Below are 26634 nucleotides of genomic sequence, written 5' to 3' on the forward strand. Positions count from 1 at the left end.
TCATAGCATCTATGAATAATCTTGTTGACCCTTGGATAATCACTTTTTGCTAACTTAAGAATACCCGAATCATAACGGTAATGGTCAGAGTAAATTAAGATAAATAAATAAATAAATAAATAAATAAATTAATTATTAAAATAATTACCATGCCAGTTCGTGACTACTATCATGATAGTGTACGCAATGCCCTTCAAAAAGACGGTTGGACAATCACCCACGATCCCTATCGTTTAAAACTCACTAGAAAAAAGAATTTATATATTGACTTAGGGGCAGAACGACTCATTGCGGCGGAAAAAGGTGTCCAGAAAATTGCTGTTGAAATCAAAAGTTTCCGCAGTGCATCAGAAATGAAAGATTTAGAGGAAGCAGTGGGTCAATTTGTCTTGTATGAACACCTACTGGCACGCTACGAACCCGAAAGAAAACTCTATTTAGCTGTTCCAGAAGATGTGAGAACATCAGTGTTTGAAGAAGAAGCAGGACAAGTTTTAATCGAAGATAAAATCATTCGCATTTTTACCTTTGACGTCAATCAAGAGGAGCTTATTACATGGATACCTTAAACAAAACTAATCTAAAACAAGCCATTATCAAAGTCTTACAAGACTACGTTGAATTTTTAGGAAATGACCCCGAAAGCGACCTTCAATTAATCATTGACGAAAATAAAGATCACTATCTCCTCATGGAAATAGGTTGGCACAAAAATCAAAGAATTTACGGCAGTTTGATTCACATTGATATCATTAACGAAAAAATTTGGCTTCAACAAGACGGCACAGAAGAAGGAGTCGCCAACGAACTGGTAAAACTAGGCATTTCACCCCAACAAATTGTCCTTGCCTTTAAAACCTTAGAACGCCGTAAAATAACTGACTTTGCCGTTTCCTAATTCACAACTAAGTACCTAGGCAAAATTGCTTACACATTGAAAGTTCACGGGGTGACAAAAAAGCTCAAACCTATATAGGTGTTAGGTGTTAGGTTTTAGGTGTTGGGTAAAATGAGCGCATCGGAGTCTTTTGTATTGCTCTCTATTGAAGCAATTTTCACGCATACTTCGTCAATGATAGTTTTAATCAATCCATACCCGCACGGACATTCTTGCCTAACACCTAACCCCTAAAACCTAACCCCTGTAATATTTTCAATTAGCTTGTCACCCCCTGAGCCTATTTACTTGCCCATTCATGAAAAACCGGAAAGGTAAAATGAAGATTCGGTAAAATTTAATAAAACTCTAACAAAAGTAAAAAAAATGCATAGATAGCGTCTTTGATAGCGCTATACTTATAGTTAAGGGGTAACCTAATTTGGTGGGTCTGAGTGAAATCAGGCGCTTTTTTAATGAGGTTTTTTATACCCACAGATTTTATTAATAACTATTACAAAAATTGTTTTTTTTCAGAAAAAGGGCAATTTTAACTTGATTAATTATTAAAGGCTGAAAATCACACCAGTTTTCAGATACAGCCTCAGATACTACCCAGGTGTGCATTATATAACAACTGAGAATTCATTAATTACGGAGCAAACATCAATGGTTTCTAATGATAACTTTGCAGACCGGATCTCCTTAAACCGTACATCAGTTAGTACCACAGGGAGCAACGAGGGTTTCACTGGGGAGCCAGGTGAGCCGAATCATGCAGTATTTAGCAGCCCGTTAAATTCTGCCTGGTGGTCTTGGACAGCTCCCGCTGATGGGATCGTTACCATTGACACTTTTGGGAGTAACTACGACACTACCCTCGCAGTCTACACCGGTTCAGCAGTTAACAGCTTAACAGAGATTGCCAGTAATGATGACACCTTTGGTTTGCAAAGTGAAGTTGTATTTACTGTTAGCGCTGGTACAACCTACCAAATTGCTGTTGATGGCTTTTCCTTCAGCACAGGCTTGATTGATCTCAACATTAACTTAGATATTGACGACAATCTTATTTTAGGAACATCAGGCAATGATAGCCTGTTCGGCAGTGTCGAAAACGATCAGATTGAGGGTTTGGCTGGCAATGACACTATCTTTGGTAGTGAGGGAATTAATACCCTTCTCGGGGGTGATGGTAATGACGTGATCTACGGTGGTTCACAGCTGGATGTGATTAGCGGTGGTAACGGTAACGATACCATCTTTGCCAGTGAGGGTAATAATGAAATCTTTGCTGGTGCTGGTGATGACCTGATCTATTCTGGCTCTGGCAATGATTTGATTAATAGTGGCAGCGGTAACGATACCATCTTCGCCAGTGAAGGTAATAATGAAATCTTTGCTGGTGCTGGTAATGACCTGATCTACGGTGGTTCACAGCTAGATGTGATTAATGCTGGTAGCGGTAATGATACCATCTTCGCCAGTGAAGGTAATAATGAAATCTTTGCTGGTGCTGGTAATGATATCATCTATTCTGGCTCTGGCAATGATTTGATTAATAGTGGCAGTGGTAACGACACCCTGTGGTTAGGGGGTGGTGAGGATGTAATTGTCCTCGAAAGCGGCAATGGTTTTGATACTATCAATAACTTCCAGCTTGGTCTAACTATCTTTGATGCGGGCGATAGTAGTCAGCTGAGCATCATTGATGGTGCTAATGGTGCGGAAATTTCGAGCGGCGGAGACCTCCTGGCTGTGGTGAGTTGGACTCAAGCTAGCACTCTCATAGACAATCTCGATCAGGTGTTTGTCTAGGATTTTTCTGCAAGCCTCCGGTAGAGCAATGCTTGCAGGAGCATAAAATCATTACTTGATTAGCATAGTGCGTCTGAGTTAACTCAGGCGCATTTTTGATCAGGGTTGGTCTGCCCAGGACTTTTGTTAAGGAATATTACAAAAAACTGCCCTTTTGTAGAAACAGGGCAGATTCAGTTTGATTAACCATTAGAGGCTGAAAAACACAGCAGTTTTTAGATACAGCCTCAGACAGCACCTCAGATGTAACTTCAGATACAACCGAGGTGTGGGTTACATAGCAACTGACGATTCCTGATTAAGGAGGAAACATCAATGAATTCTATTCATAATATCACGGGAACAACAGGTGATGATAACCTGTTTGGCACTGTCGGAAACGATCGGATTCGGGGTTTGGATGGCAATGACCAAATCTTTGGTAATGAGGGAATTAATACCCTTTTCGGCGATAATGGCAATGACGAAATCTTTGGTGGTTCACAGCGGGATGTGATTTACGGTGGTAACGGTAACGATACCATCAGAGGCGCTGAGGGAGTTAATACCCTTTACGGCGGTAATGGTAATGACCTGATCGAGGGTGGTTCACAGCGGGATCTGATTTACGGTGGTAGCGGTAACGATACCCTCAGAGGAGCTGAAGGTAATAACAGAATCTATGGTGGTTCTGGTAATGACATGATCTATTCTGGCTCTGGCAATGATTTCATTAATAGTGGCAGTGGTTACGACACCATTTCTCTAGGGGGTGGTGAGGATCGAATTGTCCTCAACACCGGGGATGGCTTTGATACTATCAAAAACTTCCAGCTTGGTCTAACTACCTTTGATGTTGCCAATCCTAACCAGCTCAGCATCGTTGATGGTTATAATGGTGCCCAAATCTCAAGCGGCGGAGACCTCTTGGCTGTGGTGAGTTCGACTCAAGCTAGCACTCTCATAGACAATCTCGACATGGTGTTTGTCTAGGGTTTTTCTGTAAAGCTCCGGTAAAGCAAAGCTTGCTGGAGGATCAAATCATGATTTGATCAGCATAGTGCGTCTGAGTGAACTCAGGCGCATTTTTGATCAGGGTTGGTCTTTCCAGGGCTTTTGTTAAGGAATATTACAAAAAACTGCCCTTTTGTAGAAACAGGGCAGATTCAGTTTGATTAACCATTAGAGGCTGAAAAACACAGCAGTTTTTAGATACAGCCTCAGACACCACCTCAGATGTAACTTCAGATACAACCGAGGTGTGGGTTACATAGCAACTGACGATTCCTGATTAAGGAGGAAACATCAATGAATTCTATTAATAGTATCACAGGAACACCAGGTGATGATAACCTGTTTGGCACTGTCGGAAACGATCGGATTCGGGGTTTGGATGGCAATGACCAAATCTTTGGTAATGAGGGAATTAATTCCCTTTTCGGCGGTGATGGCAATGACCAAATCTTTGGTGGTTCACAGCGGGATTTCATTCGCGGTGGTAACGGTAACGATACCATCAGAGGCGCTGAGGGAGTTAATACCCTTTACGGCGGTAATGGTAATGACCTGATCGAGGGTGGTTCACAGCGGGATCTGATTTACGGTGGTAGCGGTAACGATACCCTCAGAGGAGCTGAAGGTAATAACAGAATCTATGGTGGTTCTGGTAATGACATGATCTATTCTGGCTCTGGCAATGATTTCATTAATAGTGGCAGTGGTTACGACACCATTTCTCTAGGGGGTGGTGAGGATCGAATTGTCCTCAACACCGGGGATGGCTTTGATACTATCAAAAACTTCCAGCTTGGTCTAACTACCTTTGATGTTGCCAATCCTAACCAGCTCAGCATCGTTGATGGTTATAATGGTGCCCAAATCTCAAGCGGCGGAGACCTCTTGGCTGTGGTAAGTTCGACTCAAGCTAGCACTCTCATAGACAATCTCGACATGGTGTTTGTCTAGGGTTTTTCTGTAAAGCTCCGGTAAAGCAAAGCTTGCTGGAGGATCAAATCATGATTTGATGAGCATAGTGCGTCTGAGTGAACTCAGGCGCATTTTTGATCAGGGTTGGTCTGCCCACGGATTTTATTAAAAACTATTACAAAAATTGGTTTTCTGCATAAAAGGTCAATTTTAACTTGATGAATTATTAAAGCCTGAAAACCAAAGCAGTTTTCAGATACAACCTCAGATACCACCCAGGTGTGCATTATATAAGAACTGAAAATTAATTAATTACAGAGGGCAAATCAATGGTTTCTAATGATAACTTTGCAGACCGGATATCCTTAAACGGTACATCAGTTAGTACTACAGGCACTAACGAGGGTTTCACTGGGGAACCAGGTGAACCGAATCATGCAGTAATTGACTTCCAGTGGAATTCTGCCTGGTGGTCTTGGACAGCTCCCGCTGATGGTATCGTGACCATTGACACTTTTGGGAGTAACTACGACACTACCCTGGCAGTCTATACTGGTTCAGCAGTTGACAGTTTAACCCCGATTGCCAGTAATGATGATACCTTTGGTGTACAAAGCCAAGTTATATTTACTGTTACCGCTGGTACAAATTACCAAATTGCTGTTGATAGCTTTTTCGGCAACACAGGCTTGATTGATCTCAACATTAACTTCGATATTGAGGACAATCGGATTTCGGGAACATCAGGCAATGATAGCCTGTTCGGCACTGTCGAAAACGATCAGATTGACGGTTTGGCTGGCAATGACACAATCTTTGGTAGTGAGGGAATTGATACCCTTATCGGCGGTAATGGTAATGACGAGATCTACGGTAGTTCACAGCGGGATGTGATTAGCGGTGGTAGCGGTAACGATACCATCTTCGGCAGTGAGGGTGATAATGTAATCTATAGTGGTTCTGGTAATGACATAATCTATTCTGGCTCTGGCGATGATTACATTAGCAGTGGCAGTGGTAACGACAGCCTGTGGCTAGGGGGTGGTGAGGATCTAATTGTCCTCGAAAGCAGCAATGGTTTTGATACTATCAACAACTTCCAGCTTGGTTTAACTACCTTTGATTTTTACAATAGTGATCAGCTGAGCATCGTTGATGGTGCTAATGGTGCGGAAATCTCGAGCGACGGAGACCTATTGGCTGTGGTGAGTTCAACTCAAGCTAGCACTCTGATTGACAATTTCGATCAGGTGTTTCTCTAGGGCGTGTCATCAATTAAGCCAGATAACAGTAGCAGCAAGATAAATTGCCCCGAGAAAGTTTATTGCTCGCTGATCATAACGTGTCGCGATTCCTCGATATTGTTTGAGTTGGGCAAAGAAATTCGTGGCGCAGATGTCGTGCTTTGTACAATTATTTATCATATTCACGCACTTAATTACGGTTGCGTTTGGGTGGAATCACCGCTGTAGTTCCCTTTTTTTCAAGTCGTTTAATCACGCGCTCGTCAGCATCATATCCCTTGGACGAAACCTTAGAGAGTGGAGCCTTATTACAAAAGATTCAAACCTTTTATGCAAAACCGTTCGCGGAGCGGCTCTGAAAGAGCATCACCCATAAAGGCTCCACTCTCTTACGGTAACTTCAAAGTCTGCAATCAGTGTATCGGCTCTAAGGTCTTCGAGTAGCACATCGGCTCCATCGAGGTCACATGCTTGTCCAGGGGTCAAATGAAAGCCAGTAGGTAACCTGCGGCATCTACCACGGCGTGAATTTTCGTACTCAGTCCACCTTTGCTGCGACCGATGGCTTCCCCCGCAGCATCCCCCCCTTTGCCCCAAGAGACGAAACCTTAGATAGTTGAGCCTTATTACAAAAGACTTGAACCTTTTACGCATAACCTACTAACTATAAAGGCTCAACTATCTTACGGTAACTTCAAAGCACTATGCTGGTGGGCGCGTACAATTGTTGAGTCAATCATTGCATATTCATTGTCTGGATCCTTGGCTAGCTCCTCAAATATCTTTTGCCACACGCCACTTCTTGCCCACCGACAGCAAACGGGTATGAACTATCTCGTTTATCCCCAAATCTTTCCGGTAAGTCTCGCCAGGGAATACCGGCAAGGGTACCGATACAGCACTGCTTCGACAAATAATCGGTTATATGCATGCCGTCACTCCAACTGTCTCTTTTCGTCCTGGTAGTGAGTCTTTGATTCGTTCCCACTGGTCATCCCGCAAGGCTCACGCGACGTGTCATGATAGCACGGATCCTGATTGACTCAACTCTCTACACTTATCGATTCTAAACTAGATTGATTCCTATTTGATGACACGCCCTAGGGTTTTTATGCAAGGCTGCCGTAGAGCAAAGCTTGCCGGAGCATAAAATCATGATTTGATGAGCATAGTGCGTCTGAGTGAACTCAGGCGCATTTTTGATCACGGTTGCTCTGTCCAGGACTTTTGTTAAGAAATATTACAAAAGCTGGCTCTTTTGTAGAAAAAGGGAACATTTAGTTTGATTAACCATTAGAGGCTGAAAAACACAGCAGTTTTCAGATACAACCTCAGACACAACCCAGGTGTGGGTTACATAGGAGCTAACGATTCATTAATTACGGAGCAAACATCAATGGAATCTTTCAATAATATCACCGGAACACCAGGCAATGATACCCTGTCCGGGACTGGCGCAAACGATCAGATTGATGGTTTGGCCGGCGATGACATGATCTTTGGTCGTGAGGGAATGAATATCCTTTTCGGGCGTGAGGGTAATGACCGGCTTGAGGGTGGTTCACAGCAGGATACGATTATCGGTGGTACCGGTAACGATACCATCTTCGGCAGTGAAGGTGATAATGCAATCATTGGTATGTCTGGTGATGACGTGCTCTATTCTGGCTCTGGGGATGATTACATTAATAGTGGCAGTGGTAACGACACCATTTGGCTAGGAGGTGGTAAGGATCTAATTATCCTCGTAAACAGTGATGGTTTTGATACTATTAATAACTTCCAGCTTGGTCAAACTACCTTACATGTTGGCGATACTAGTCAGATCAGCATTGTTGATGGTGCTAAGGGTGCTGAAATCTCCCGCAACGGAGAGCTTCTGGGTGTGGTGAGTTGGACTCAGGCTAGCACTCTCAACGACAATTTCGATCAAGTGTTTGTCTAGGGTTTTTCTGCAAGCCTCTGGTAGAGCAAAGCTTGCGGGACCATAAAATCATTTTTTTGCAGAATTATTGTTAGATGAGGATAGGAAGATCACAGAATTCCAACTTCGGTGATCTTCCCCCTCTTTTTCTTGTTGCGATACTCAGCAATGAATGATATTATGTCCGGATGATTAGTGATAAAAAACCATCTCCGATTAAACCATACTCCCTTCCTTCTGCCTTCTACCTCCCTTTTTGCCGGTGCGCGAATCACAATCCCATACCAGATATAGCATTTCCAAATGAATGGAAAAAAAAGATGACAGTTCTTTCCATTACCAAAAATTCCTATATACTTTCTTATCTCTTGCCTCTTGCCTCTTGCCTTTTGCCTTTCTCAAGGTAGACTATGTTGACAACTGAAATAAAAATGCTATATCAACGCCACAACCGCTTAATTTCCTGCCAAATTTGTGCTTGTCCTAACTGAGTATTGGGATGAGTTAAAACTCCCTGACTGGGACTAAACAAAAATGCCAGCATAAATAAACCAAAAGCTACTAAAACAATTGCTGGTCCAGAAGGCAGATTAAAAAAATAACTCAGGTACATACCAGTAATACTAGCTACTACCCCAAGGGCTGAACCCAAAATCATCATCTGGTGCAACCGATTGACTAATAAGTAAGCTGTTGCTCCTGGTGTGATTAACATGGCTAGCACCAAGATGACTCCAACTCCTTTGAGGCTAGCGACAATGGTCAAGGCAATCAAGATCATCAGACCAAAATTCAGCAAGTTAGTTGGTAAACCTGCTGCTTTTGCCCCTAATGGGTCAAAGGTATAATACATTAATTCTTTGTACAGCAGGAGAATGATTGATAGTACAATGGCGGTGATAATGGCTGTATTGATCACTTCTTCATTGGTGACACTCAGAATATTACCGAATAGGAAGTGATTAAGGTCAATTTTGTTATCTTTCTGCATCACCGTAATTAAGGTGATACCGAGGGCAAAGAAAGCGGAAAACACAATCCCCATGGCGGCATCTTCTTTGATTTGCGATCGCGTCCGGATCCAAGTAATCACCACAGTGCTAACCACCCCAGCAATAAAGGCTCCCACAAAAATGTCAGCACCGATCATAAATGCGATCGCTAATCCCGGTAGTACAGAATGACTGATAGCATCTCCAAGTAAGGCAAGTCGCTGTACCATGAGGTAGCTACCAACTGCCGCACAAACGATGCCCACTAACACGGCAGTAATTAGCGATCGCTGCATAAACCCATAGTGCAACGGCTCAATTAAAACATCTAACATATAGTATTTTTCTTTGAATTGTGAACATACTCCCTTCAGGAAAGGCAAGAGGCAAGAGGCAAGAGGCAAGAGGCAAGAGGCAAGAGTTAATCAAGCATAGGATAGGATAATTTTTGCTAATATCTTGTATAATTAAAGCGTATATTAGTGAAATCAAATAAGAAAGATAGAGCCCAGTTTACCTTTGCCTTCTGCCTTTTGCCTTTTGTCTTTTGCCTTTTGCCTTTTGCCTTTTGCCTTTTGCCTTTTGCCTTTTGCCTTTTGCCTTTTGCCTTTTGCCTTCTTTCACTTGACAGCAACTGGATCTAACCAAAAAACGACTTGACCACCATAAGCCTGTTGGATATTAGCTGCACTCAATACCTCTTGCCTAGAGCCACTAGCAATTAACTCCCGATTCAACAAAATCAAATCATCAAAATTAGTCATTGCTTCTCCCAAATCATGGTGAACTACCAGCACAATTTTTCCGGCATCGGCGAGTTGATGGAGGATAGTAAAAATTACAGCTTCAGTTTTTTTGTCAATACCAGCCATCGGTTCATCAAAACAGAATATATCTGCTTGTTCAGCTAATGCTTTAGCGAGAAAGACGCGCTGCTGCTGTCCTCCCGATAGCTGTCCAATCGGACGATTGCGGTAATCCCCCATCCCAACTTGTTCGATGGCATCCGCTGCGATCCGCCGGGATACCGTAGAAAAGCGACGAAACCATCCTGTTTTCCGGACTCTACCCATTAGCACAACATCCCAGACAGTCGCGGGATAAGTCCAGTCAATTTGCGTCCGCTGTGGCATATAAGCCACCTTTTCTAACTGTTCTATCAACGGTTTTCCCTGATACACAGCAAAGCCCGTGGCAGTGGGAACTAACCCCAGCATGGCTTTCATCAAAGTACTTTTCCCTGCACCATTCGGACCAATAATTCCAGTTAATCGTCCTGGTTTGATCTCACAGTTGATATCCCTGAGTGCTTCTACTAGGCGGTAGTGTACACCCAGTTGCCTCAGGGTAATGGTTCCTGTCTGGGACACATGGGTATATCCAGCTTGGTGTTTCCTCTTAGGAGAAGCAAGGTGATGAACCGAGGCAGCATCTGGCATAGAGGGTTCCGGAAACAAAAAATGAAACAAATATGAAAATAGTTTACCATGAAAAATGAAAAGAATATGATAAGACTTATGCTGCAAACCCAGTTTCTTAGGCATGTAGCGCCTTCATGAGGGGGTTTCCACGCCAGTTGCTCATGGCGCATGGGTCTGTGTGGGTCACCTGCGCCCGCACCTTGTAAGTCCTGTGGAACGCCAGTCGCTCATGGGGGGAACCCCCAAGACCGGGCTGGATCGCTGTTTCAATCCCCTGAATTCCTTCGTGGGGTATTTTTGAATTTTGAATTGATAATTTTGAATTGGAGCAAAGCGGTTGAGAGTAATTACTCAGTCTCACAGTATAAAGCGCCAATGGTGGCTGACAGTAGTAATCATTTTAGGAGTCTGGATAAGTGGGTGTGATACCACCGGAACAAACCAGAGTGGTATTGATGGCGATGATAAGCCGAATGTAGTTACCACTAGCACTATCATTACTGACTGGACGAAACAAGTAGGAGGAGATGAAATTGAACTGACGGGTATCCTAAAACCGGGAGCAGATCCCCATGTCTATGAGCCAGTCCCAGCAGATACTATTGCGTTGGAACAAGCTAATCTGATTTTATACAATGGCTACAATCTAGAACCAGCAATAATTAAACTGATTAAGTCTGCTGGGGTTAAGGTCAAGAGCTTTGCGGTTGGGGAAGTGGTGTCACCCTTGGATTTTGAATACGAAGGCAAGAAGGAACCGGATCCTCATGTTTGGGGGGATGCTAAAAATGCGATCGCAATGGTCAATGCCATTCGGGACCAGTTGATTGAACTCTCACCGGAGGACAAGGAAGAATTTACCAAGAATGCAGCACAGCTAACTGCTGAATTGACAAAGCTTGATGCTTGGATTCTCCAGCAGATTCAAACTATTCCTCAGAAGTACCGCTACCTAGTCACAACTCATGATGCTTTTCAATATTATGCTCGTGCCTATGGCATACCAGTGGCTGGAACCTTAATTGGCATGAATACTGAGGAACAACCCAGTGCTCAGACTGTCAAGGGTTTGGCAGAGGCTATCAAAAAAATTGGGGTTCCAGTGATTTTTGCCGAAACCACGATCAACCCAGCTTTGATCAACACTGTGGCCCAGGAAGCTGGAGTGAAGTTAGCACCACAAGAATTATACTCTGATTCCTTAGGTGTACCAGGTAGTGAAGCTGATACTTACATCAAAATGTTAATCACTAATACTCACACAGTTGTGGAAGCCTTAGGAGGCAACTATCAAACGTTTAATCCAGTTGAGTAATGTAGTTTACTAATACAGTTGGCTATTTGCCAGAGACTTGTTTAAGTTTTCAATCATTTAAGCAATCAATGAACTCTGCTCCACATCTATCATCCGAAAATAAAGTACCTGTTCATTTATTTCCAGATTATTGATCATTTTCACAGTAGCCAGTAACCCTTCACTAATCAGTTCGCTCTTTACTTCACCGTATTCCGTTTGCAAGATAATATTTTTTTCCCGGTCGTCATTGGAGACATTATTAGGATCTTTCCAGGTTCCTTCTCCTCCTATTTGGGTTACCGCTACCATAAAGTCTATAACTTGGAATTTATGCTCTGGTACGATCAAGGTCAACAGTTCCCGTTCTACTCGATCAAATCGAACATTAGTATCTTCATCCCCAAAGAGCAGTGCGTAAAACACATCTTTAGCTTCAAGCAAAACTTCATTACCCTTACTACTCCTTTCGGTGTTAGTAATTAGAGCTGTCCCTTTTTGAGGAGGATTGTTTAGGTATCCTTCTGCTTCGAGTTGCTCCCGATCTAGTCTCTTATACCTCTTGATAATTTGGGCTAGTTTGTCCTCATCAAGCTCTATCTTAGAGATGCGTTCAAGTCTAGCCCGGTGTTTTCTTTCTTTATCTTTTAAGGCTAGAGCTAGCTTCTGGGTAGTTGGCGGTTGTATGCCATAGACCAATTGGTTGTCTCGGCTCAAGGTTAATGAGATGATCTGCTCTACTAACCACTCTTTGTCCTGGTTCATGAGCATTTTGCGCAACCGCTGACTGAATTCGTCAGATAACTCTGTCTTGATTTGGTCGATTAATTTTTTAAGGGTTGTCACGGCCACTCTCCTTGTCTAGTGTAGTCACCCATTTAACTGGCCTATACCAAGTGGCGGTCAAAGTAGTAATTTACTGATAGGATTACCGTTGCTGTTGACTAGTATTTGACTAGTATTTGACTATTAATAGTTAACGTTTCACCCTCAACGGTCAACCTTAAACATAGTTACCCCAAGGAATGCAACATGGTATTACTTAATATTTTGGCTTGAAAAATTAGAAATTGGGAATTGGCTGGACAAAATAAAATAGAAGAAATGTGCTATAAGTTACCAAATTACAAACAACTAAGCTATCATACCGATAACTTGTACACTCAAGTAGATGGAGCAGATGGGGTAACGAATGGATTAGGGGATGTAAGGAATGAGACGATGTAGGCAATTTTAAAACCCTTAAACTATCTGCTCACTACCAGTAGCTACCTACTCTCTAGATGCCAGCAAAGGTAGACGAAGAGATAAATACAATGGTCAGATCTATGGATTAATTAGGTCTTGCAACCGTTGATCGTCTTTAATCATGTCAAAATCCGCATCAATATTAATGATAGACTTAAGTCTATCATTCAAACTCATCGCTTGTTTTAGACTAGCAATTGCTGAGTCAATCTCACCGTTTAAGGCATAATAACAAGCTTCGTTGTAGTAAAGATTAGATGAATTTGATTTTAGCTGCCGTACTCTTTCCAAACTTTTCCAGGCTTCTTGATAGCGACCAAGTTTGATCAAGGCATAGGCTCTATGGTTCCAAGCATGATGAAAATCTGGGTTGAGCTGAATAACCTGATCATAGGAAATAAGTGCTTCTTCATACTGTTCCATGTATCTGAGAGTATAACCTTGTCCAAACCAACTCCTAAAGTTGTTCGGATTAATTTTAATCGCCTCGGCATGGGCAGCCAGGGATTCGTCATATCGCTTTAATCTCTGCAGGGCTTGGCCTTTTCCTGACCAAGCCACATCGGAATCTGGCTGGAGCTGAAGCGCTTTTTGATAGGATGCGATCGCATCTTGATAGCGATTTTCAATCCACAGAGCGTGCCCTTGATTGATATAGTCATCAACTGTTAAGTAGAGCTGGGGATTAGCAGACTTTAACGACTCCAGCTGTTTAGTTAGCTCTTCCAGTTTTTGTTGGACTTCTGGAGCAACAAATTCTTCTTGGATAATGGAGGGAGTAATTCGAGAAATTTCGTTAAAAATCTGCTCTTTCTCATGTTGAGCAGCCACAACTAGATGCTGGAGTTGAGAAACTAAATCAGATTTAAGGGTTTCCAGCTCCTGCTTAAAAGCTTCAACTTGTCGTTTTAATTCCGTAGTGACTTCAGCATCAATTTGCTCTTTTATTTTCTGTTCAGCTTCTTCTTGAAATTGCTTTTGCGTCTCAGACACTAATTGGTTGATGATGCTACGACGTAGCAAGAGCACTGCCAGACTAGTAACAATAGGAATAGCGATTAGTACTGTAATTAAAAGGTTGAGCAGGTTAATCGTCCAGTCAAAGGTTCGATGAACTTCCGATTGGATCTGATTGCGAATTGTGTAACTTTTCTCTAGATGATCATTAATTAACCTTTCCACTTCTTCCCGTTGTTGCTCCGAAAGTAGTGGAGTCGGTGGTGTAGCGTTAGGAAATGATGAATTAGGTTGACCAATTGCCCCCTCAACTGATAGCAGTAAAGTAGCCAAAGTAATAGCAAGGTTAGGCTTGATTTTCATAACAACTGATATCAAGTATTGCCAATCCGAATCAACTGTGTTTTCATAATTGAGCGACAAGTAATTACATTTTATATACGAGCGCGAACATTTCGGATGCTAGGCAGTACAATTCGGATCTTATTGATGGGCTTTTTTGGGGGTCAACTTGCCCGTCGGTTGGGAGCACCTCCTTTGATTGGTATGATTGTGGTGGGTATCCTGATCGGACCAGAAGTGGGGGATGCGATCGCACCACAAGTCCTAGTTATGGCTGATGACCTACGCACCTTCGCAGTTATGGTCATTTTAATGCGGGCAGGACTGGGATTGGATCTTGAGAAACTCCTGGAGCAAGGAACTGTTGCGCTAAGGTTAGGCATTTTGCCCGCCATCACCGAAGCGATCGCAGTAGCTGTTGCCGCCATGATACTGTTTAATTTCGATTTTCCCACTGGATTACTCCTAGGCTGTGTAGTCGGAGCAGAATCCCCCGCCGTGATTGTGCCAGGAATGCTGCGACTCAAAAGTTTAGGCTGGGGCGTAGCTAAAGGGATACCAGATGTGATTCTAACTGGGAGTGCCTTATCCGATGTCCTAGTATTGCTACTGTTCAGTTTGATGGTGAATTTCTTGGCACAGGGAACAATCAACAGTAATGCTCTCCAGTTCCTACCCCTGCAAGTTCTAATCCAGGTCGCCCTTGGTGTCTTAATTGGATATATCGCTGCTCAATTAATTATTTTCCTGTTAACCAAACAAAATTGGACCGAAACTATCGTCCAAGATACCTTAATTACCGCAGCACTTGCCTTATTATTAGTAGTGTTAGCTAAAAGTATGCCATACTTTTCTGGCTATTTAGCTACCATGGCAATGGGATTTTTCCTAATACAATTAGACCCTCCCTTAGCACGACGCTTGCGAGTAGAATTTAACCATCTGTGGGTGGTAGCAGAGATTATTCTATTTGTCTTGATGGGAGCTAGTATCCAACTTCGGGTATTAGAAACAACCCTGTTACCTGGCATTGTAATCCTAGCCATTGGGTTATGTATCGGTCGGATGGTCGGGTGGTATCTCTCCACATTGGGCAGTAATTGGACTTGGCGAGAGAAACTGTTTTTGTTGCCCGGAAACTCCGCAAAAGCCACAGTACAAGCAGCCATTGGTGGTATTCCCTTGAGTCAAGGGCTAGAAGGAGGTCAGACAATTTTAGCGATCGCAGCCCTCTCGATTTTGATTACCGCACCCCTAGGGGCTTGGGCAATTCCCACCTTTGCCCCTAAACTCTTATCCCAAGACCCTGTAGACCCCACCAAAGTAACCGTTGCCTCTCATACTCTCCTACTAGCCGCTGTCGATACCTCTAGTTTAGCCACCCACGTATTAACTAAAGTAGCAGATTTAGCAAGACGAAGTAATGGGGAAGTTATTGTTTTACATGTGATCACCACATCAAATCAGCCAGAAGTCAAGCAGTTACAGAACCAAACCAAACGCTTGCTCTTGGATATTCGGCATCAGTTTATTACCGTAACCGGTTCGATTCCCAAAGAAATTGTTCGCATAGCCCAAGAGCATCAAGTAACAGATATAGTGATCGGAAAACGGGGACATCAACCCTGGCAGCAAGTCCTGGTCGGTTCCGTATCTCAGGCAGTGTTAGAAACCAGTCCAATTCCAGTAATTTTGGTTGAAGAAGTTGAACGAACCTCTGAAGCTTCCCACCACAAAAGCAATCGCTCTTAAAATAAACCCCAAACCGTTATAATGTCAGTGGTAATACGCAAGTAAAGAGCAAAATATATCACAGTCATAATTCTTTAAATTATGGCTTTGCCATCTGTATCATTTTTTGATACTTTAAAAAAAAACAGCGACTAAGTCGTTGATTTGATTTGTTGATTTGATTTATTGTTACCCTCAAATGGGCAGTATTAATCCATGTTAGAGAAGTTTGATATTTTAGGATACCTGAAAGAAGATCAGTTAAAAGAGGTAGAGAAGATTGGAGAAATTAAAAAATACTCTCAGGAAGAGTTGATTGTCAAAGAAGGAGAATATAGTAGTGAAATTTACTTTATTATCTCAGGAGCCGTTGATTTATTGAAAGTTGAAACCCGTACTAATACAAATATTAAATTTGGAGAAATCCTAGCCGGGGAAACTTTCGGAGAAATGTCATTCTTCGATGAAGGACCTAGAACTTGCTCTGTAATAGCACAACCGAATACTGAAGTTTATATCTTATCTAGAACCCAGCTTCTCGAGAATGTCGATGACGCTCAAGAAATCATCAAGATTATAGATGAAGCAATAACTTATGACGTCAGTAAGCGTCTACGATATTGGACTACTCAATATACAGCTAATCTCCAAGAACAAATCGACCAGCTAAAAGAACGCAATAATTTTGGCTTGTTTTTCGTCATTATATTAGTGATGGCACTGATCGCAATACTGATTAATTCATGTTTGGATGATTTTTTGCCAAATTTTATGAATCTTTATTCAGTTGCGTTTATTTGGATACATCTTGTAGTAATAGTCATTCCTGCTTTAATTACCTTGAAAAAGTTTAATATTTCTTTAGATGAAGTAGGAGTGACAAAAATAAATTTTAATAAATCTGTTTTACATGGCTTGATAATCAGTGGAATAGGAATTATATTAATAGGGTTAATAGCGTTTGGAATAGATCTAATTACGACCGGAAATCAATTAACATCAAAAATATTAAAATTTCCGATATCTTTAGTATCCGTGATGTCATTGACTTATTTTATACACTCTTATATGCAAGAGTTTGTCCGAGCTACTGTGCAAACAGCTTTGCAACGATTTCTCCTAGATGAAAAAGGTTACTTTTCTGTTTTTATTGCAGCAATTTTATTTGGAATGTTTCACGTTAGCCTAGGAACTCAAGCGATACTAGTTACATTGGTTGCTGGGGAAATATTTGGTCTAATTTACCTACGTAGTTACAATTTGATAGGGGTATCATTAGTCCATTACCTTCTTGGCTATCTATTTATATATATAAGTTTAATTTGAGATTTTAAACTAGCTTCAAGTCTTATTGAAACAGGGTGGTTGCTTCAGAAATAAAATCGAAATGCTATCAGGTGCTAGGCTTTAAGGACTAAAAGCTAACACCTAAAAGCTAACACCTAAAAGCTAACATCTTGCCCTAATCCTAAAAACTAAATTGAAAGGGTATTAGTACCGCTCCCAATAAGGCTGAAAACCTCGCCGTTTTAGAATATCTACCTCCAGCCGCAGGATACGATTATCGAGCTTAGGATTAACTGTCCCTGTAGACTCTTTCTCTTCCGAGTTGAGTCCTTCAAACCGTTGGAGGGCTGTAAACGGAAAGTCTTGGGCAACACTTAATTCAGCCAAGTTTTGGCGAGCCGATAAATTCTTTGGCTCCAGTTCTAGTATCTGTTGATAAAGCCCCGTTGCCTTAGCATAGTGCTGTTGAGTAAAGTTAATTCCTGCCAACCCTAGTAAGGCACCAATTTGATCAGGCTCCCGTTCCAAAATTTCTTCGTAAGCGTTGCTAGCTAATCGCAAATCCCTAAATCCCATAGCCAATTCTCCCTGCACAAAGTAGGCATCGATATTATCAGGATTACCGGCAATCCACTCAGCTATTTCAGCTTTAGCTAACTTAGGGTCTCGCTGTGCTAAAACCTGTAGCCGTCGCAATTGTACAGGAGCATTATCTGGTGAGACCTCTAGTAGAGTAATGTACAGGGTTTCTCGTTGTGGGTCAGCAGGCAAAGTACCCACCAAACTCAACAATTCCGGCGGTGGATCAATAGAAGGCTGAGTCTGTAGCCATTGATTGAGTACCCCTTCCGCTTCCTCTTGGTCAATACGTTTAGTTTGATATGCCACACTAGTACGCCCCAGCTGGGCTAATAAATCATTGCGATCGCGAGATAGCAGCTGGTCATAGATAACCAGAGCTTTCTGTGGATCACCTTGGGCAATGTGGATTCCCGCTAACCCCCGCAAAGCACCATTGAACAAATTATTATTTGGGTTACTCTGAATAATTCTCTGATACCGCTGGATACTGGCATCGAGATTTCCCTGGCGACGGTCAATCTCTGCTAGCAATAATTCCGTACTCTGGTCGGAACCACCAGTAGACGTTGCCCTGTAACTATCAATAGCAATTGTTGCCTGGGCTAGTTGATTCTGCTTTATCAAAATCTGAGCAACACGGAAATGCAAAAACGGTACATCTACCCCTGTAGCCAGCAAATCTTGGTAAACACTAAGCAGTTCTGGGTCAGGAGGGTCTAGACGCAACAAAGCTTGGGCTAAATCTCGTTGCTGAGCTGCTTCACTCGGTAGGGTTTGGGTTATCTCAAGCAGCCGCTGTCGCCGTTGAGTTCGGGATAACTGACCCAATTTACCTTCTAAAATAATCTGCTTCACCAACAAGCTTTGGTTATTCGACTTCACCAAAAAACTTTGGTTATTCGACTGCTCCTCGGTCAACTGCTGATAAAGCTGTAGAGCTGATGCCCACTGGCTTGGTAGCTCACTCATCACATCAGCCACTTCCCTGACTAAAGCAGAAGATGGCTTTGGTGTTGAGGCCAGCACCTGACGGTAGAGAGTAACCGCGTCTTCGGTTAGGTCAGAGCGACTCTCACGACGACCAATTTCTGAAAGGGCCCTGGCTAAGGGTAAAGCCGCCTCATCCCTCCCTCGCAACGGTTCTAGGACAGACAAAGCTTCTGTCAGTTGCCCAGAGGCTTGATAAGCTTGAGCTAAATCAGCCCGTAGATAGGTATCATTGCCATAGGATTGGGAAAATTGATTGAGCTGGGCTTCCAATACCTGTACCGCCTGAGCAGGATTCCCAGTTTCTCGTAGAGCCAGAGCATAGGCTCCCGCTGCATTTCCCGGAATTGGCTTACCGCTAGCTTGGTAACGAGCAAATAGCTCCAGCCCTTGCTGATAGTCACCACTATAGGTATAGATTTGAGCAGCACCAAGAATAATTTCTGGTCTAGGATTGCTCTCCAGCACAATTTCATAATCATCTAGGGCTTCCGGAAAACGACCTTGGTAGCCAAGCAGTAAAGCCCGCTGAGCACGAGCACCAGTATCATTAGGAGTGAGGTTTAATAAAGTGGTTAGGGCTTCAATCCCATCAGTCTGCCATTCAGGACGATAACCTCCCAATTCTCCTACTGCTTCGAGAGCCTCTTTATTGTTTGGGTCGATGGCTAAGACTTGTTGATAAGCAGCCCAAGCATCTGCATCTCGCCCTGCTCGCTGATACGCTATCGCTAGACCTAACCTCCCTTCCTTCGATTGGGGAGAGCCTTTTAGAGCTTGTTCAAAGGTTGCGATCGCATTATCCACCCATCCTTTCTTTAAAAGAGAGTAACCTCGGCGTACTGCAGAAGTAACTTGTGCTTGGAGCGCTGGCACCACCGATTCAACTGGGCTGAAGATTAATACTCCTGCTAACCCAAAAACCATCAAAAAGACCCACCAACGCTGCCAGTGGAAATTTTTTTTGCCAAGAGAATTGTTATTCATTGGTCAAAAGGATGAAGTATGAACTATCAAGGATGAAGGATAAACTATCAAGGGTAAACTATCAAGGATGAATCAGTGTCTATGTTCTATCTATGTCAGCAATTCTATTAGCGAGTAGCTTGAAAAACCTATTACTCATTACTCAGCACTCAATCCCACAGATTACTCACATCAAAATCAGCCCTGACTCGAACACCAAGAATTGTATCTGAAAACTCATCTCGTCCTTGCAAAGTCACACCTGCACGCACATTAGGTGAAACACGCACGTCATAGAACAATTCCCAAACATCTGGTACTTTATTACCTTCGTCCTGGCGCAAGTCATCATTAGACAATTGCCGACCATAGCCAAGCCCTAGTCGGTCATCATCCATAAACAAATCTAAGAGGTTCAGACCCACACTGTAGGTATCCCCGCTTTCCTCTAAATCAAGATTTTCGTACCAACCATAGCGCCCAAACAGTCCCATCTTGAGAGCAGGAATATATAGTTCTCCATTAATCCCGTAAGCTTCTTCGCGGTCAGAGGACTTCGGACCAAACTCGTTATCCCCTCGGTTCAAAGAAAAAATTTCCTGGAATCCATCTTTCTGAGCATCCCGAGCCGATAGGTAAGTCCCCCGAATGATTGCTGTACCTACCCGGAAAGCTAGCTCTGAAGAAAACCCATCAAAGGCAAAATCATCCAGGTCTCGGTCTGAAGAAAAGCCCGCAGCTCTTACTTCCAGGTTGTCGGTTAAATTCCAGTTGAGTAGCACCCCCGGACGAGACGCAATACCAGCTGCTGCCAGAGCAGGATTCGTCTGAAACACCGGGTTAAAGAAATGGGTCGTACTATCTTTAGCAAAGCTATTGCGGTCAAAATAAGATGTCAAATCCATTAGACCAACCACAAAGCGGAGATTAGAATAGCTAGGTACAGAAGTCGTAAAGTAAAGTTCATTAAGACTTAATCCCGTTTCCTCGGTGTCGGAAAAGCCATCCCCAGTGGTGAGGTCAACTGTGGCACCAAACAAAGCATGGGGAGAAAGGGGATAAGTTCCTTGCAGCCGTAGTCTCGCTGATGTGTCTACCTGATTCAGAAAGGCACCTTGTACGTTTAGGGTCGGAGCTAACGGGTTATCATCCTTAGGTTCAATCTCTGGAATTAATGGACGCTCTGGTGCTTCCTCAAAGTTGGTTTGTGCCAGCTTCTTAGGCTCAATCGATAGCCAATCATCTTCACTGGGCTGGAAGCTCTTAGGGTCATATTGCTTGGATAAACCTACAGTCCTATCAAAGTACCTCAGGCAGCTTTCCTTTGTGTAGCCACAACCAAATTCTTGTCCGCTACTAACCGAGTAGTATTGGCTGTTCGGGTTTGCTTGAAACCTAGTCTTGATCCTCGTGCATGAATCCTTAACAGCCCAGTCCTCCTGAGGCTTCTCAGACAAATTGGTAGAGTTGAACCTGTCCAGCCGGTCTTGGTCTGTGTTGCTCCAGACATTATTCTGTGATGGTTTCGACGTTTCGCTCTTAGGGCTAAGAGGTTTTTCCGAAACAATTTGATCCGGAAGACTAGCACATAGCCCCGAAAAATGAGCATGGGCTGGTTCTGTTTTCAGACTAGCAACACCTAACAAAATTGATAGGGTTATCGGGGCTATAAAACCCCATTTTTCTAAGGCGGAAGTCGAGGCAATGGATAATAAGTAACTTAGCCCAACCGAACGCTTTGAGGCGCTCATGCTTGGTTGATGAGTATCAATAGCAATAGGGATTTGATTTATGTCTCTCATGAGCACCACAATCAATAAAATATAACTGTGCTTAGTTAAAATTTATGGCAAATAAATGTTTTACCAGCCGATAAAAGCTGCTCCATTTTTTTTATTGGGGCTAATTATGTCATAGAATTATGCTTGATAACTTTGTTCATAATCTTAGGTTTAATCCGAGAGCACAAGGTTTGAAAATTCATAAATGTTATTGAATACCAATGGTACTGAACTTAATGTTAATCTAAAATTCCTACAATAAAAAAATACTAATTACCTATTAATTAGGGGATAGTTAAAGCAAACTTATTCATCATATAAATACTAAAACTAGTTTAAAGACTTTAATTTTTTTGAGAAAACTATAACATAAAAAAATCTAAATGACTAAAAATTAAACCTAGGAAGCCTTAATCATCATAAATAAATTTGAGCAAAATAAATTTTAACAGGTTAGAATTTATTTTAATCACAATTTTATGCAACTATCGGCTATGCACAAAACCTTTATTTTTATTTGGACAAAAAAAATAGTCAAACAAAACATGACCCATTTTTTAAAAGGGGTATTTAGCATCTTTATACTCTTACTATTAAGTACTGGATGCACCCAGCTTCCATTACCAGGACGGCAATTAACTAATCGATTACTCGGTCAATCTTCCGAAGCAATTTTTCAGCTTAGGGTAACCAAATCAGACCGTCCAGGGATCTACACCGTAGCAGGAACCACGAATCTTCCCGAGGAAATTCCCATCACGGTAGCAGCGATTCGCTATTTGCACCCTAATCAAGAGCTCTCTTTCAACAGAGAGGCAAATTTTATCTATTCAATTTTGGCTTATGAAAATGTCGATGTAAAGAAGGGAAGATGGCACACCGACTTGGAACTCTGGCAAATTGCACCAGACGGTGAGTTTCAAGAAGTCTGGCAAATGGATCAGTCCAAACTTGGGTTATCACTAAAACCAGCAGAGGAAGTAACCTTTGTAGCCACCCTCGCCCCCAAAGAGTCCCTCTGGGAACTAGAAGAGCAGTTAAAGAAGCAGCGAATAACCTTAGCAAGCAGCCTGATCAACAATACATCCGATGGTCAACGGTATGTCCAGGCACGTGAAGTTCTGTCCGTTGCCTTACCCACCGGTCAGAGTAAACCACCTGAACCTAGACCTGAGGATATTAATGATGGCTGGGGCAAGCGGTATCTGCTGCTACCAGAACCACCGATTATTTATAAACTTGACAAGCCTAGTCAACGTCGAATCGATGCTCCCCTTTCAACTCCTGAGTTTTTACAATGATATCTGGTTTAAGGAGTGATGGGGTGATCGGGTGATCGGGTGACCGAGTGATGGAGGGATGGAGTGATCACTCCATCCCTCCGTTCTTGTGCTTGGACAAAAGATACTGTGGAAAGGGAATTTTCCTGACCTGTTTATCCCGATACTTTTTAGCTACCAAAGTCTACCAAGATAAACTTTAGTCCGCCAATGCAAGATGCTTTCACATCAAGGGGGTATCTCCGCGCTTCTGTGACGGAATATCCCGCGAGCGCCATAAAAATGTCAACAAAGTTGGTTCCACCGAGATAGAGAGCGCAACTATTAAACCCTTGGTTTTCGGCTTTAATTTAAGTTACATAATAATCCCTGTCGGTGTTACCCTAATTTAAGTTTAACAAATAATAAGAGTTTTTGGTAGACTCTGCGACGTTTTCTCTAGCTGTTTACTAACCCTCACCTGTTCATCCCCTCACCCCTTGAGAGTACTGATACTAATATCGCCCATCACAACACACTGGCAAGCTAGACGTGCGTGAGGATTGTCTGGAGCTAACACATCCAGCAAATCCTGCTCATCAGCTGTGATAGGTGACAGGTGTTCAATGCCTCTGACTACCTCGATTAGACAGGTGCCACAGGATGCTTCCCGACAACCAAAAAGAAGGGAAATGGGATGCTCATCGCAGATCTCAGCTAGATTTTGGTTAGGTTCGACCTCAAGGGTTTGTTGATCGTCTTCAACGTGAATACTCACCATAGCAACAATTTGGGTATCTCATGTATAACATTACTGGAGCAGGAGCTGGCAAAAGTTTGACCTAACCCTTAACGGATCTCGAGAACTGCTTAAACTCTCGAATGTTATTTGCAACAGCTTTTTCAACTGAACCGGATGAAGCCATCAGACGCATCTCGCGATTAACAGGTGACAGATAGTCTAGACCTTCGAGAAACTTGCGGATATCCGATAGAAGACGCTGGTGATATTTAGCTGCCACATGTAAGCCTTGATGTTCCTGACAGAAACACTTCTCCATCATCAGTAGTGCTTCTTGCTTAGACATGCTAAATAGAGGTGTTTGCAAGAGCTTATACACCATAGGCATAAGATTTCCACCAAAGGTACCAGGGAGTGTAGTAGATAGGCCATTAAACACATCGGTTTGTAAGCTGTGGATCGTTTGGTTACCAATGTACTTCTCCCAGGCGTTTGGCTGAGGGAAATCCTTATAGATTTCGTGGGACATTAACTGAGACGTTGCGGTGTGGAAACTTTCGTCTAGTAGATGATAACGAGAAACTGCTGTTGGAGCGGGAATAAACTCACGATTTTTCTCTAATCTCTTATATAACTGGGAAAAACTATATTCCTTATTTTTGAGATTTAAATTGCCGATCCCACGGGCAGTATAGTACTGGCTCGCTAGAAAAGGAGAATTACTGATACTGATGGTGTACACTTGCATTCCCAAACGAGAGCTTGTACGTCCACCCATCCCTTTAAAAGCAGCTAATGTTTTATCCATTTCCTTAGGTTTGGTTGACCTAGGACAGTGAAAAACTGTTTCGCCCATTAGGGCTAACTCTGTCTTACTACCAATAGTGTTAAAGGCACGAACATGGTAACGTTCTTGATTAGTTTCAAGGTCTAGCGCATGGCAGATAACTTCGTAATCATCAAAGGGAAAGAAGGCATTTGCTGTAACTTCATTAAATAAAATTGTATTCGTTTCAGTAGCAGCAATTAAATAGTAATTCAAAGCCCAATAAAGATGGTTTAGAGCTTTTTGTTGTGAGGGTGAAGCCGCTTCATAGAGGGGGCTACCGTACAGCATTGAAAGCTCAGGTTCACCCCAGTAATAATCGCTATTGCTGCTATAATCAAAGTTTTTATACAACTCCTCTATCTTTTCGGTGTAATCTGACTCAGTGTTACGCCGATAATTAACATCCATCAGCTTAAGATTCTTGCGACCATGGACAACCTTGTCTGATGGAGTTGAAAATTGACTTCCTTTTTCTGGTGCTTTATGGGTTTTTAGCATACTATTATCCTTAGGTAAAAATTACGTAATATACGTAATATACGTAATATACGTAATATATAAGTTATATGGTCTCCATTCCCCTGCAGTATTGTTTATACTAAACGTGGTAATTGGTAATGGATAATGGAGCAATAGTACTCACAATTACCAATTACTAATTACCAATTACTAAGGTTGACAATATCGACAATGAAAAATTCACAATTTAGGAAAGAGGAACTGGGCGATACTGACTGTAGTAATCTGGCATTTGTAGTCCTTGAATTTTTAAACTTTGTATTCGGTGTAAAAATGCAGCCCCATTCATGATGTGGTGAGCCACATCAACCACACTGCGATTGTTTGGAGCAGCGAGGTAAGACCCTTGCACCCAGTTATTAAAGCTGCCCATGGCAGGTCCGCACCAAATCTGATAATCGATTTCTCTGCCTTTCTCCCCTGACTTCGACCAACGAGATGACAATCCTAGGTACCAGCGAAAAATCAGAGCCATTTTTACCTTAGGATTATTGGCAGCTTGTTTTATTTTATCAGGATTTCGTTGGGATATATAAGCTATGGTATCCTCCCAGATAGCTTCTATTTTTCTCTTGAAAATTTGTTTTTCCAGTTTTTCTCTTTCCTCGATAGGAATAGCTTCAATCGAGTCATAGCTTCTATATAACTCAAAGAGTTTCTGGGCCCGTAGGGGGAAGAGGCTACCTTTTTTGAGGACTTGAAGTTTTACCCCCATTTCAAACATATCTGCTGCTGGAGCCATGGTGACATCAGTCATATCAGCTTTAGCCAACACTTCCTTAGTATGTTGAGAGGTTCCAGCTTCAAGGCAAGACTGATTAATAGAGCCAGTCATAACATAAGCCGCACCCATCATAAAAGCAGCTAAGGCTGATTGTGGCGTACCAATCCCACCAGCAGCTCCAACTCGAATCGGGTTTTCATAACCATATTTTTCCTGAATTTCATCCCTCAATTCCAAGATAGAAGGTAACAGACAAACCAAAGACCGATTATCTGTATGACCACCTGAATCAGCTTCTACGGTGATATCGTCTGCCATGGGAACTTTTTCTGCCAAAGTTGCCTGTAGCTCACTGATTAATCCCTGCTCAACGAGTTGTTTAAGGATTTGTGTTGGAGCAGGCTGGAGAAATTTCGCAGCAACTTCTCTCCTGGAGATTTTAGCAATAACTTTATTTTTGATTTCGATTTGATTAGCGGTATTGAGTCCTAATCCAGCAGCTCGATAATAAACAATATTGGGAGTTAAATCTAGAAATGCAGACGCTTCTACAGTTTTAACACCATAATTGAGAAATAGATCAACAGCATGGCGTTCAATCGCAGGTTCACTGGGACTATGAATTAAATTAAAGGCGTAGGGACCTTGGGGTAAGGCTTGTTGAATACGTTTAATAGCTGCTTCCAGGCGGGAAGGACTTAATCCGCCAGCACCAAATGAACTCAAAATTCTCTCTTTGCCGAGAGCAATGACCATCTCCTCAGATGCAATTCCACCAGCCATCGCTCCAGTAACATAGGCAGATTTTACCCCATGAAAGGATAAAAAACTGGGATCGCCTAACTGTTGAATTTGTATTGGTGGAACTGCCATCAGCAGTTCTACTTGAGAGCTCTTGCCATTTTCGGAAGGATACCAGTAGCCTTCTTGGGTTACGCCAATCTGTCCTTGGGATCTAACGATATAACAGGACTTTTCTAAATCTAGCAGTTTAGCCTTAATTCCTCGATCATCAAATGCTATCCCATCCAAATCCCCTTTCCAACCTTGATTTTGACCATAGAAACAATTAAAAAATCCAATTTTATTATCTTTTTGATTATTATTTTTGCTTAGAGGTTTATCTAAAGCAGTCATTGGTTTAGAACTAGTTTGAGTCATTATAATACAGCTGATTTGGTTAAATTAATAATTATAGTTTAGTA

General features: G+C 42.3%; 20 protein-coding genes and 2 pseudogenes. 11 read left to right on the forward strand and 11 right to left on the reverse strand.

Features of this window, described 5'->3' with window-relative positions:
- The first annotated feature begins 149 nt into the window (after window positions 1-149).
- From BJP34_RS09475 to BJP34_RS09500, 6 genes are all read left to right on the forward strand, one after another.
- Window positions 150-569, forward strand: coding sequence for a XisH family protein (locus BJP34_RS09475; protein ID WP_070392136.1), 420 nt, complete (start codon window positions 150-152; stop codon window positions 567-569).
- Window positions 557-898, forward strand: coding sequence for a XisI protein (locus BJP34_RS09480; RefSeq protein ID WP_008181118.1), 342 nt, complete (start codon window positions 557-559; stop codon window positions 896-898). The genes BJP34_RS09475 and BJP34_RS09480 overlap by 13 nt, the downstream gene beginning before the upstream one ends.
- A gap of 648 nt (window positions 899-1546) precedes the next feature.
- A complete protein-coding gene (locus tag BJP34_RS09485) occupies window positions 1547-2695 on the forward strand; it encodes a calcium-binding protein (protein ID WP_070392137.1) in 1149 nt (382 codons plus the stop codon).
- A gap of 315 nt (window positions 2696-3010) precedes the next feature.
- Window positions 3011-3667, forward strand: coding sequence for a calcium-binding protein (locus BJP34_RS09490; protein ID WP_070392138.1), 657 nt, complete (start codon window positions 3011-3013; stop codon window positions 3665-3667).
- Window positions 3668-3982: 315 nt separating this feature from the next.
- Window positions 3983-4639, forward strand: a complete 657-nt coding sequence (locus BJP34_RS09495) for a calcium-binding protein (RefSeq protein ID WP_070392139.1) — start codon at window positions 3983-3985, stop codon at window positions 4637-4639.
- Window positions 4640-4929: 290 nt separating this feature from the next.
- Window positions 4930-5862, forward strand: a complete 933-nt coding sequence (locus tag BJP34_RS09500; RefSeq protein WP_070392140.1) for a calcium-binding protein — start codon at window positions 4930-4932, stop codon at window positions 5860-5862.
- 470 nt (window positions 5863-6332) lie between these two features.
- Here BJP34_RS09500 and BJP34_RS39165 read toward each other — a convergent pair.
- Together BJP34_RS39165 and BJP34_RS50360 are read right to left on the reverse strand one after the other, a co-directional pair.
- A pseudogene (locus tag BJP34_RS39165) lies at window positions 6333-6434 on the reverse strand (IS5/IS1182 family transposase); the annotation flags it as partial.
- 239 nt (window positions 6435-6673) lie between these two features.
- A pseudogene (locus BJP34_RS50360) lies at window positions 6674-6846 on the reverse strand (transposase); the annotation flags it as partial.
- A gap of 394 nt (window positions 6847-7240) precedes the next feature.
- Here BJP34_RS50360 and BJP34_RS09505 point away from each other — a divergent pair.
- Window positions 7241-7789 (forward strand): calcium-binding protein, encoded by a 549-nt coding sequence (locus BJP34_RS09505; RefSeq protein ID WP_070392141.1) that lies wholly within the window; start codon window positions 7241-7243, stop codon window positions 7787-7789.
- A gap of 418 nt (window positions 7790-8207) precedes the next feature.
- On the opposite strand, the gene BJP34_RS09510 is transcribed toward BJP34_RS09505, so the two are convergent.
- On the reverse strand, window positions 8208-9095 hold the full coding sequence (locus BJP34_RS09510) for a metal ABC transporter permease (RefSeq protein WP_070392142.1): 888 nt from the start codon (window positions 9093-9095) through the stop codon (window positions 8208-8210).
- Between the two features lie 285 nt (window positions 9096-9380).
- Window positions 9381-10199, reverse strand: a complete 819-nt coding sequence (locus BJP34_RS09515; RefSeq protein WP_149031391.1) for a metal ABC transporter ATP-binding protein — start codon at window positions 10197-10199, stop codon at window positions 9381-9383.
- Window positions 10200-10518: 319 nt separating this feature from the next.
- Here BJP34_RS09515 and BJP34_RS09520 point away from each other — a divergent pair, with 319 nt between their 5' ends.
- Window positions 10519-11496, forward strand: coding sequence for a metal ABC transporter substrate-binding protein (locus tag BJP34_RS09520; protein ID WP_070392143.1), 978 nt, complete (start codon window positions 10519-10521; stop codon window positions 11494-11496).
- A 57-nt stretch (window positions 11497-11553) separates the two neighbouring features.
- Here BJP34_RS09520 and BJP34_RS09525 read toward each other — a convergent pair whose 3' ends face one another.
- On the reverse strand, window positions 11554-12321 hold the full coding sequence (locus BJP34_RS09525; RefSeq protein WP_070392144.1) for a hypothetical protein: 768 nt from the start codon (window positions 12319-12321) through the stop codon (window positions 11554-11556).
- Window positions 12322-12801: 480 nt separating this feature from the next.
- The gene (locus tag BJP34_RS09530) at window positions 12802-14043 is read right to left on the reverse strand and encodes a tetratricopeptide repeat protein (protein WP_070392145.1); all 1242 of its coding nucleotides are present in this window, start codon (window positions 14041-14043) and stop codon (window positions 12802-12804) included.
- 96 nt (window positions 14044-14139) lie between these two features.
- Between BJP34_RS09530 and BJP34_RS09535 the strand changes: the two genes are divergently transcribed.
- Together BJP34_RS09535 and BJP34_RS09540 are read left to right on the forward strand one after the other, a co-directional pair.
- Window positions 14140-15774: a cation:proton antiporter gene (locus BJP34_RS09535; protein WP_070392146.1), complete on the forward strand. Its 1635-nt coding sequence runs from the start codon at window positions 14140-14142 to the stop codon at window positions 15772-15774.
- Between the two features lie 195 nt (window positions 15775-15969).
- Window positions 15970-17079, forward strand: coding sequence for a cyclic nucleotide-binding domain-containing protein (locus BJP34_RS09540; protein ID WP_070392147.1), 1110 nt, complete (start codon window positions 15970-15972; stop codon window positions 17077-17079).
- 165 nt (window positions 17080-17244) lie between these two features.
- Here the strand turns inward: BJP34_RS09540 and BJP34_RS09545 are convergent, their stop codons facing one another.
- Both BJP34_RS09545 and BJP34_RS09550 read right to left on the reverse strand, forming a co-directional pair.
- On the reverse strand, window positions 17245-19596 hold the full coding sequence (locus tag BJP34_RS09545; RefSeq protein ID WP_070392148.1) for a tetratricopeptide repeat protein: 2352 nt from the start codon (window positions 19594-19596) through the stop codon (window positions 17245-17247).
- A 149-nt stretch (window positions 19597-19745) separates the two neighbouring features.
- Complete coding sequence (locus BJP34_RS09550) at window positions 19746-21377, reverse strand: hypothetical protein (RefSeq protein WP_070392149.1); 1632 nt, start codon at window positions 21375-21377, stop codon at window positions 19746-19748.
- A 524-nt stretch (window positions 21378-21901) separates the two neighbouring features.
- Here BJP34_RS09550 and BJP34_RS09555 point away from each other — a divergent pair.
- On the forward strand, window positions 21902-22657 hold the full coding sequence (locus BJP34_RS09555; RefSeq protein ID WP_229424309.1) for a hypothetical protein: 756 nt from the start codon (window positions 21902-21904) through the stop codon (window positions 22655-22657).
- A 451-nt stretch (window positions 22658-23108) separates the two neighbouring features.
- Here the strand turns inward: BJP34_RS09555 and BJP34_RS09560 are convergent, their stop codons facing one another.
- From BJP34_RS09560 to BJP34_RS09570, 3 genes are all read right to left on the reverse strand, one after another.
- Window positions 23109-23396: a 2Fe-2S iron-sulfur cluster-binding protein gene (locus BJP34_RS09560; protein WP_070392150.1), complete on the reverse strand. Its 288-nt coding sequence runs from the start codon at window positions 23394-23396 to the stop codon at window positions 23109-23111.
- Between the two features lie 61 nt (window positions 23397-23457).
- Window positions 23458-24684, reverse strand: a complete 1227-nt coding sequence (locus tag BJP34_RS09565; protein WP_070392151.1) for a hypothetical protein — start codon at window positions 24682-24684, stop codon at window positions 23458-23460.
- A 208-nt stretch (window positions 24685-24892) separates the two neighbouring features.
- Window positions 24893-26566, reverse strand: a complete 1674-nt coding sequence (locus BJP34_RS09570; protein ID WP_070396580.1) for a PfaD family polyunsaturated fatty acid/polyketide biosynthesis protein — start codon at window positions 26564-26566, stop codon at window positions 24893-24895.
- Window positions 26567-26634: the final 68 nt, after the last annotated feature.

This window comes from Moorena producens PAL-8-15-08-1 (genome assembly GCF_001767235.1).
Taxonomy (GTDB): domain Bacteria; phylum Cyanobacteriota; class Cyanobacteriia; order Cyanobacteriales; family Coleofasciculaceae; genus Moorena; species Moorena producens_A.

Coding starts and splice junctions, on each gene's coding strand:
- BJP34_RS09490 (WP_070392138.1), top strand. CDS start 3,011: ATGAATTCTATTCATAATATCACGGGAACAACAGGTGATGATAACCTG.
- BJP34_RS09500 (WP_070392140.1), top strand. CDS start 4,930: ATGGTTTCTAATGATAACTTTGCAGACCGGATATCCTTAAACGGTACA.
- BJP34_RS09565 (WP_070392151.1), bottom strand. CDS start 24,684: ATGCTAAAAACCCATAAAGCACCAGAAAAAGGAAGTCAATTTTCAACT.
- BJP34_RS09550 (WP_070392149.1), bottom strand. CDS start 21,377: ATGAGAGACATAAATCAAATCCCTATTGCTATTGATACTCATCAACCA.
- BJP34_RS09515 (WP_149031391.1), bottom strand. CDS start 10,199: ATGCCAGATGCTGCCTCGGTTCATCACCTTGCTTCTCCTAAGAGGAAA.
- BJP34_RS09485 (WP_070392137.1), top strand. CDS start 1,547: ATGGTTTCTAATGATAACTTTGCAGACCGGATCTCCTTAAACCGTACA.
- BJP34_RS09570 (WP_070396580.1), bottom strand. CDS start 26,566: ATGACTGCTTTAGATAAACCTCTAAGCAAAAATAATAATCAAAAAGAT.
- BJP34_RS09545 (WP_070392148.1), bottom strand. CDS start 19,596: ATGAATAACAATTCTCTTGGCAAAAAAAATTTCCACTGGCAGCGTTGG.
- BJP34_RS09495 (WP_070392139.1), top strand. CDS start 3,983: ATGAATTCTATTAATAGTATCACAGGAACACCAGGTGATGATAACCTG.
- BJP34_RS09480 (WP_008181118.1), top strand. CDS start 557: ATGGATACCTTAAACAAAACTAATCTAAAACAAGCCATTATCAAAGTC.
- BJP34_RS09505 (WP_070392141.1), top strand. CDS start 7,241: ATGGAATCTTTCAATAATATCACCGGAACACCAGGCAATGATACCCTG.
- BJP34_RS09530 (WP_070392145.1), bottom strand. CDS start 14,043: ATGAAAATCAAGCCTAACCTTGCTATTACTTTGGCTACTTTACTGCTA.
- BJP34_RS09535 (WP_070392146.1), top strand. CDS start 14,140: ATGCTAGGCAGTACAATTCGGATCTTATTGATGGGCTTTTTTGGGGGT.
- BJP34_RS09475 (WP_070392136.1), top strand. CDS start 150: ATGCCAGTTCGTGACTACTATCATGATAGTGTACGCAATGCCCTTCAA.
- BJP34_RS09510 (WP_070392142.1), bottom strand. CDS start 9,095: ATGTTAGATGTTTTAATTGAGCCGTTGCACTATGGGTTTATGCAGCGA.
- BJP34_RS09560 (WP_070392150.1), bottom strand. CDS start 23,396: ATGGTGAGTATTCACGTTGAAGACGATCAACAAACCCTTGAGGTCGAA.
- BJP34_RS09555 (WP_229424309.1), top strand. CDS start 21,902: ATGACCCATTTTTTAAAAGGGGTATTTAGCATCTTTATACTCTTACTA.
- BJP34_RS09540 (WP_070392147.1), top strand. CDS start 15,970: ATGTTAGAGAAGTTTGATATTTTAGGATACCTGAAAGAAGATCAGTTA.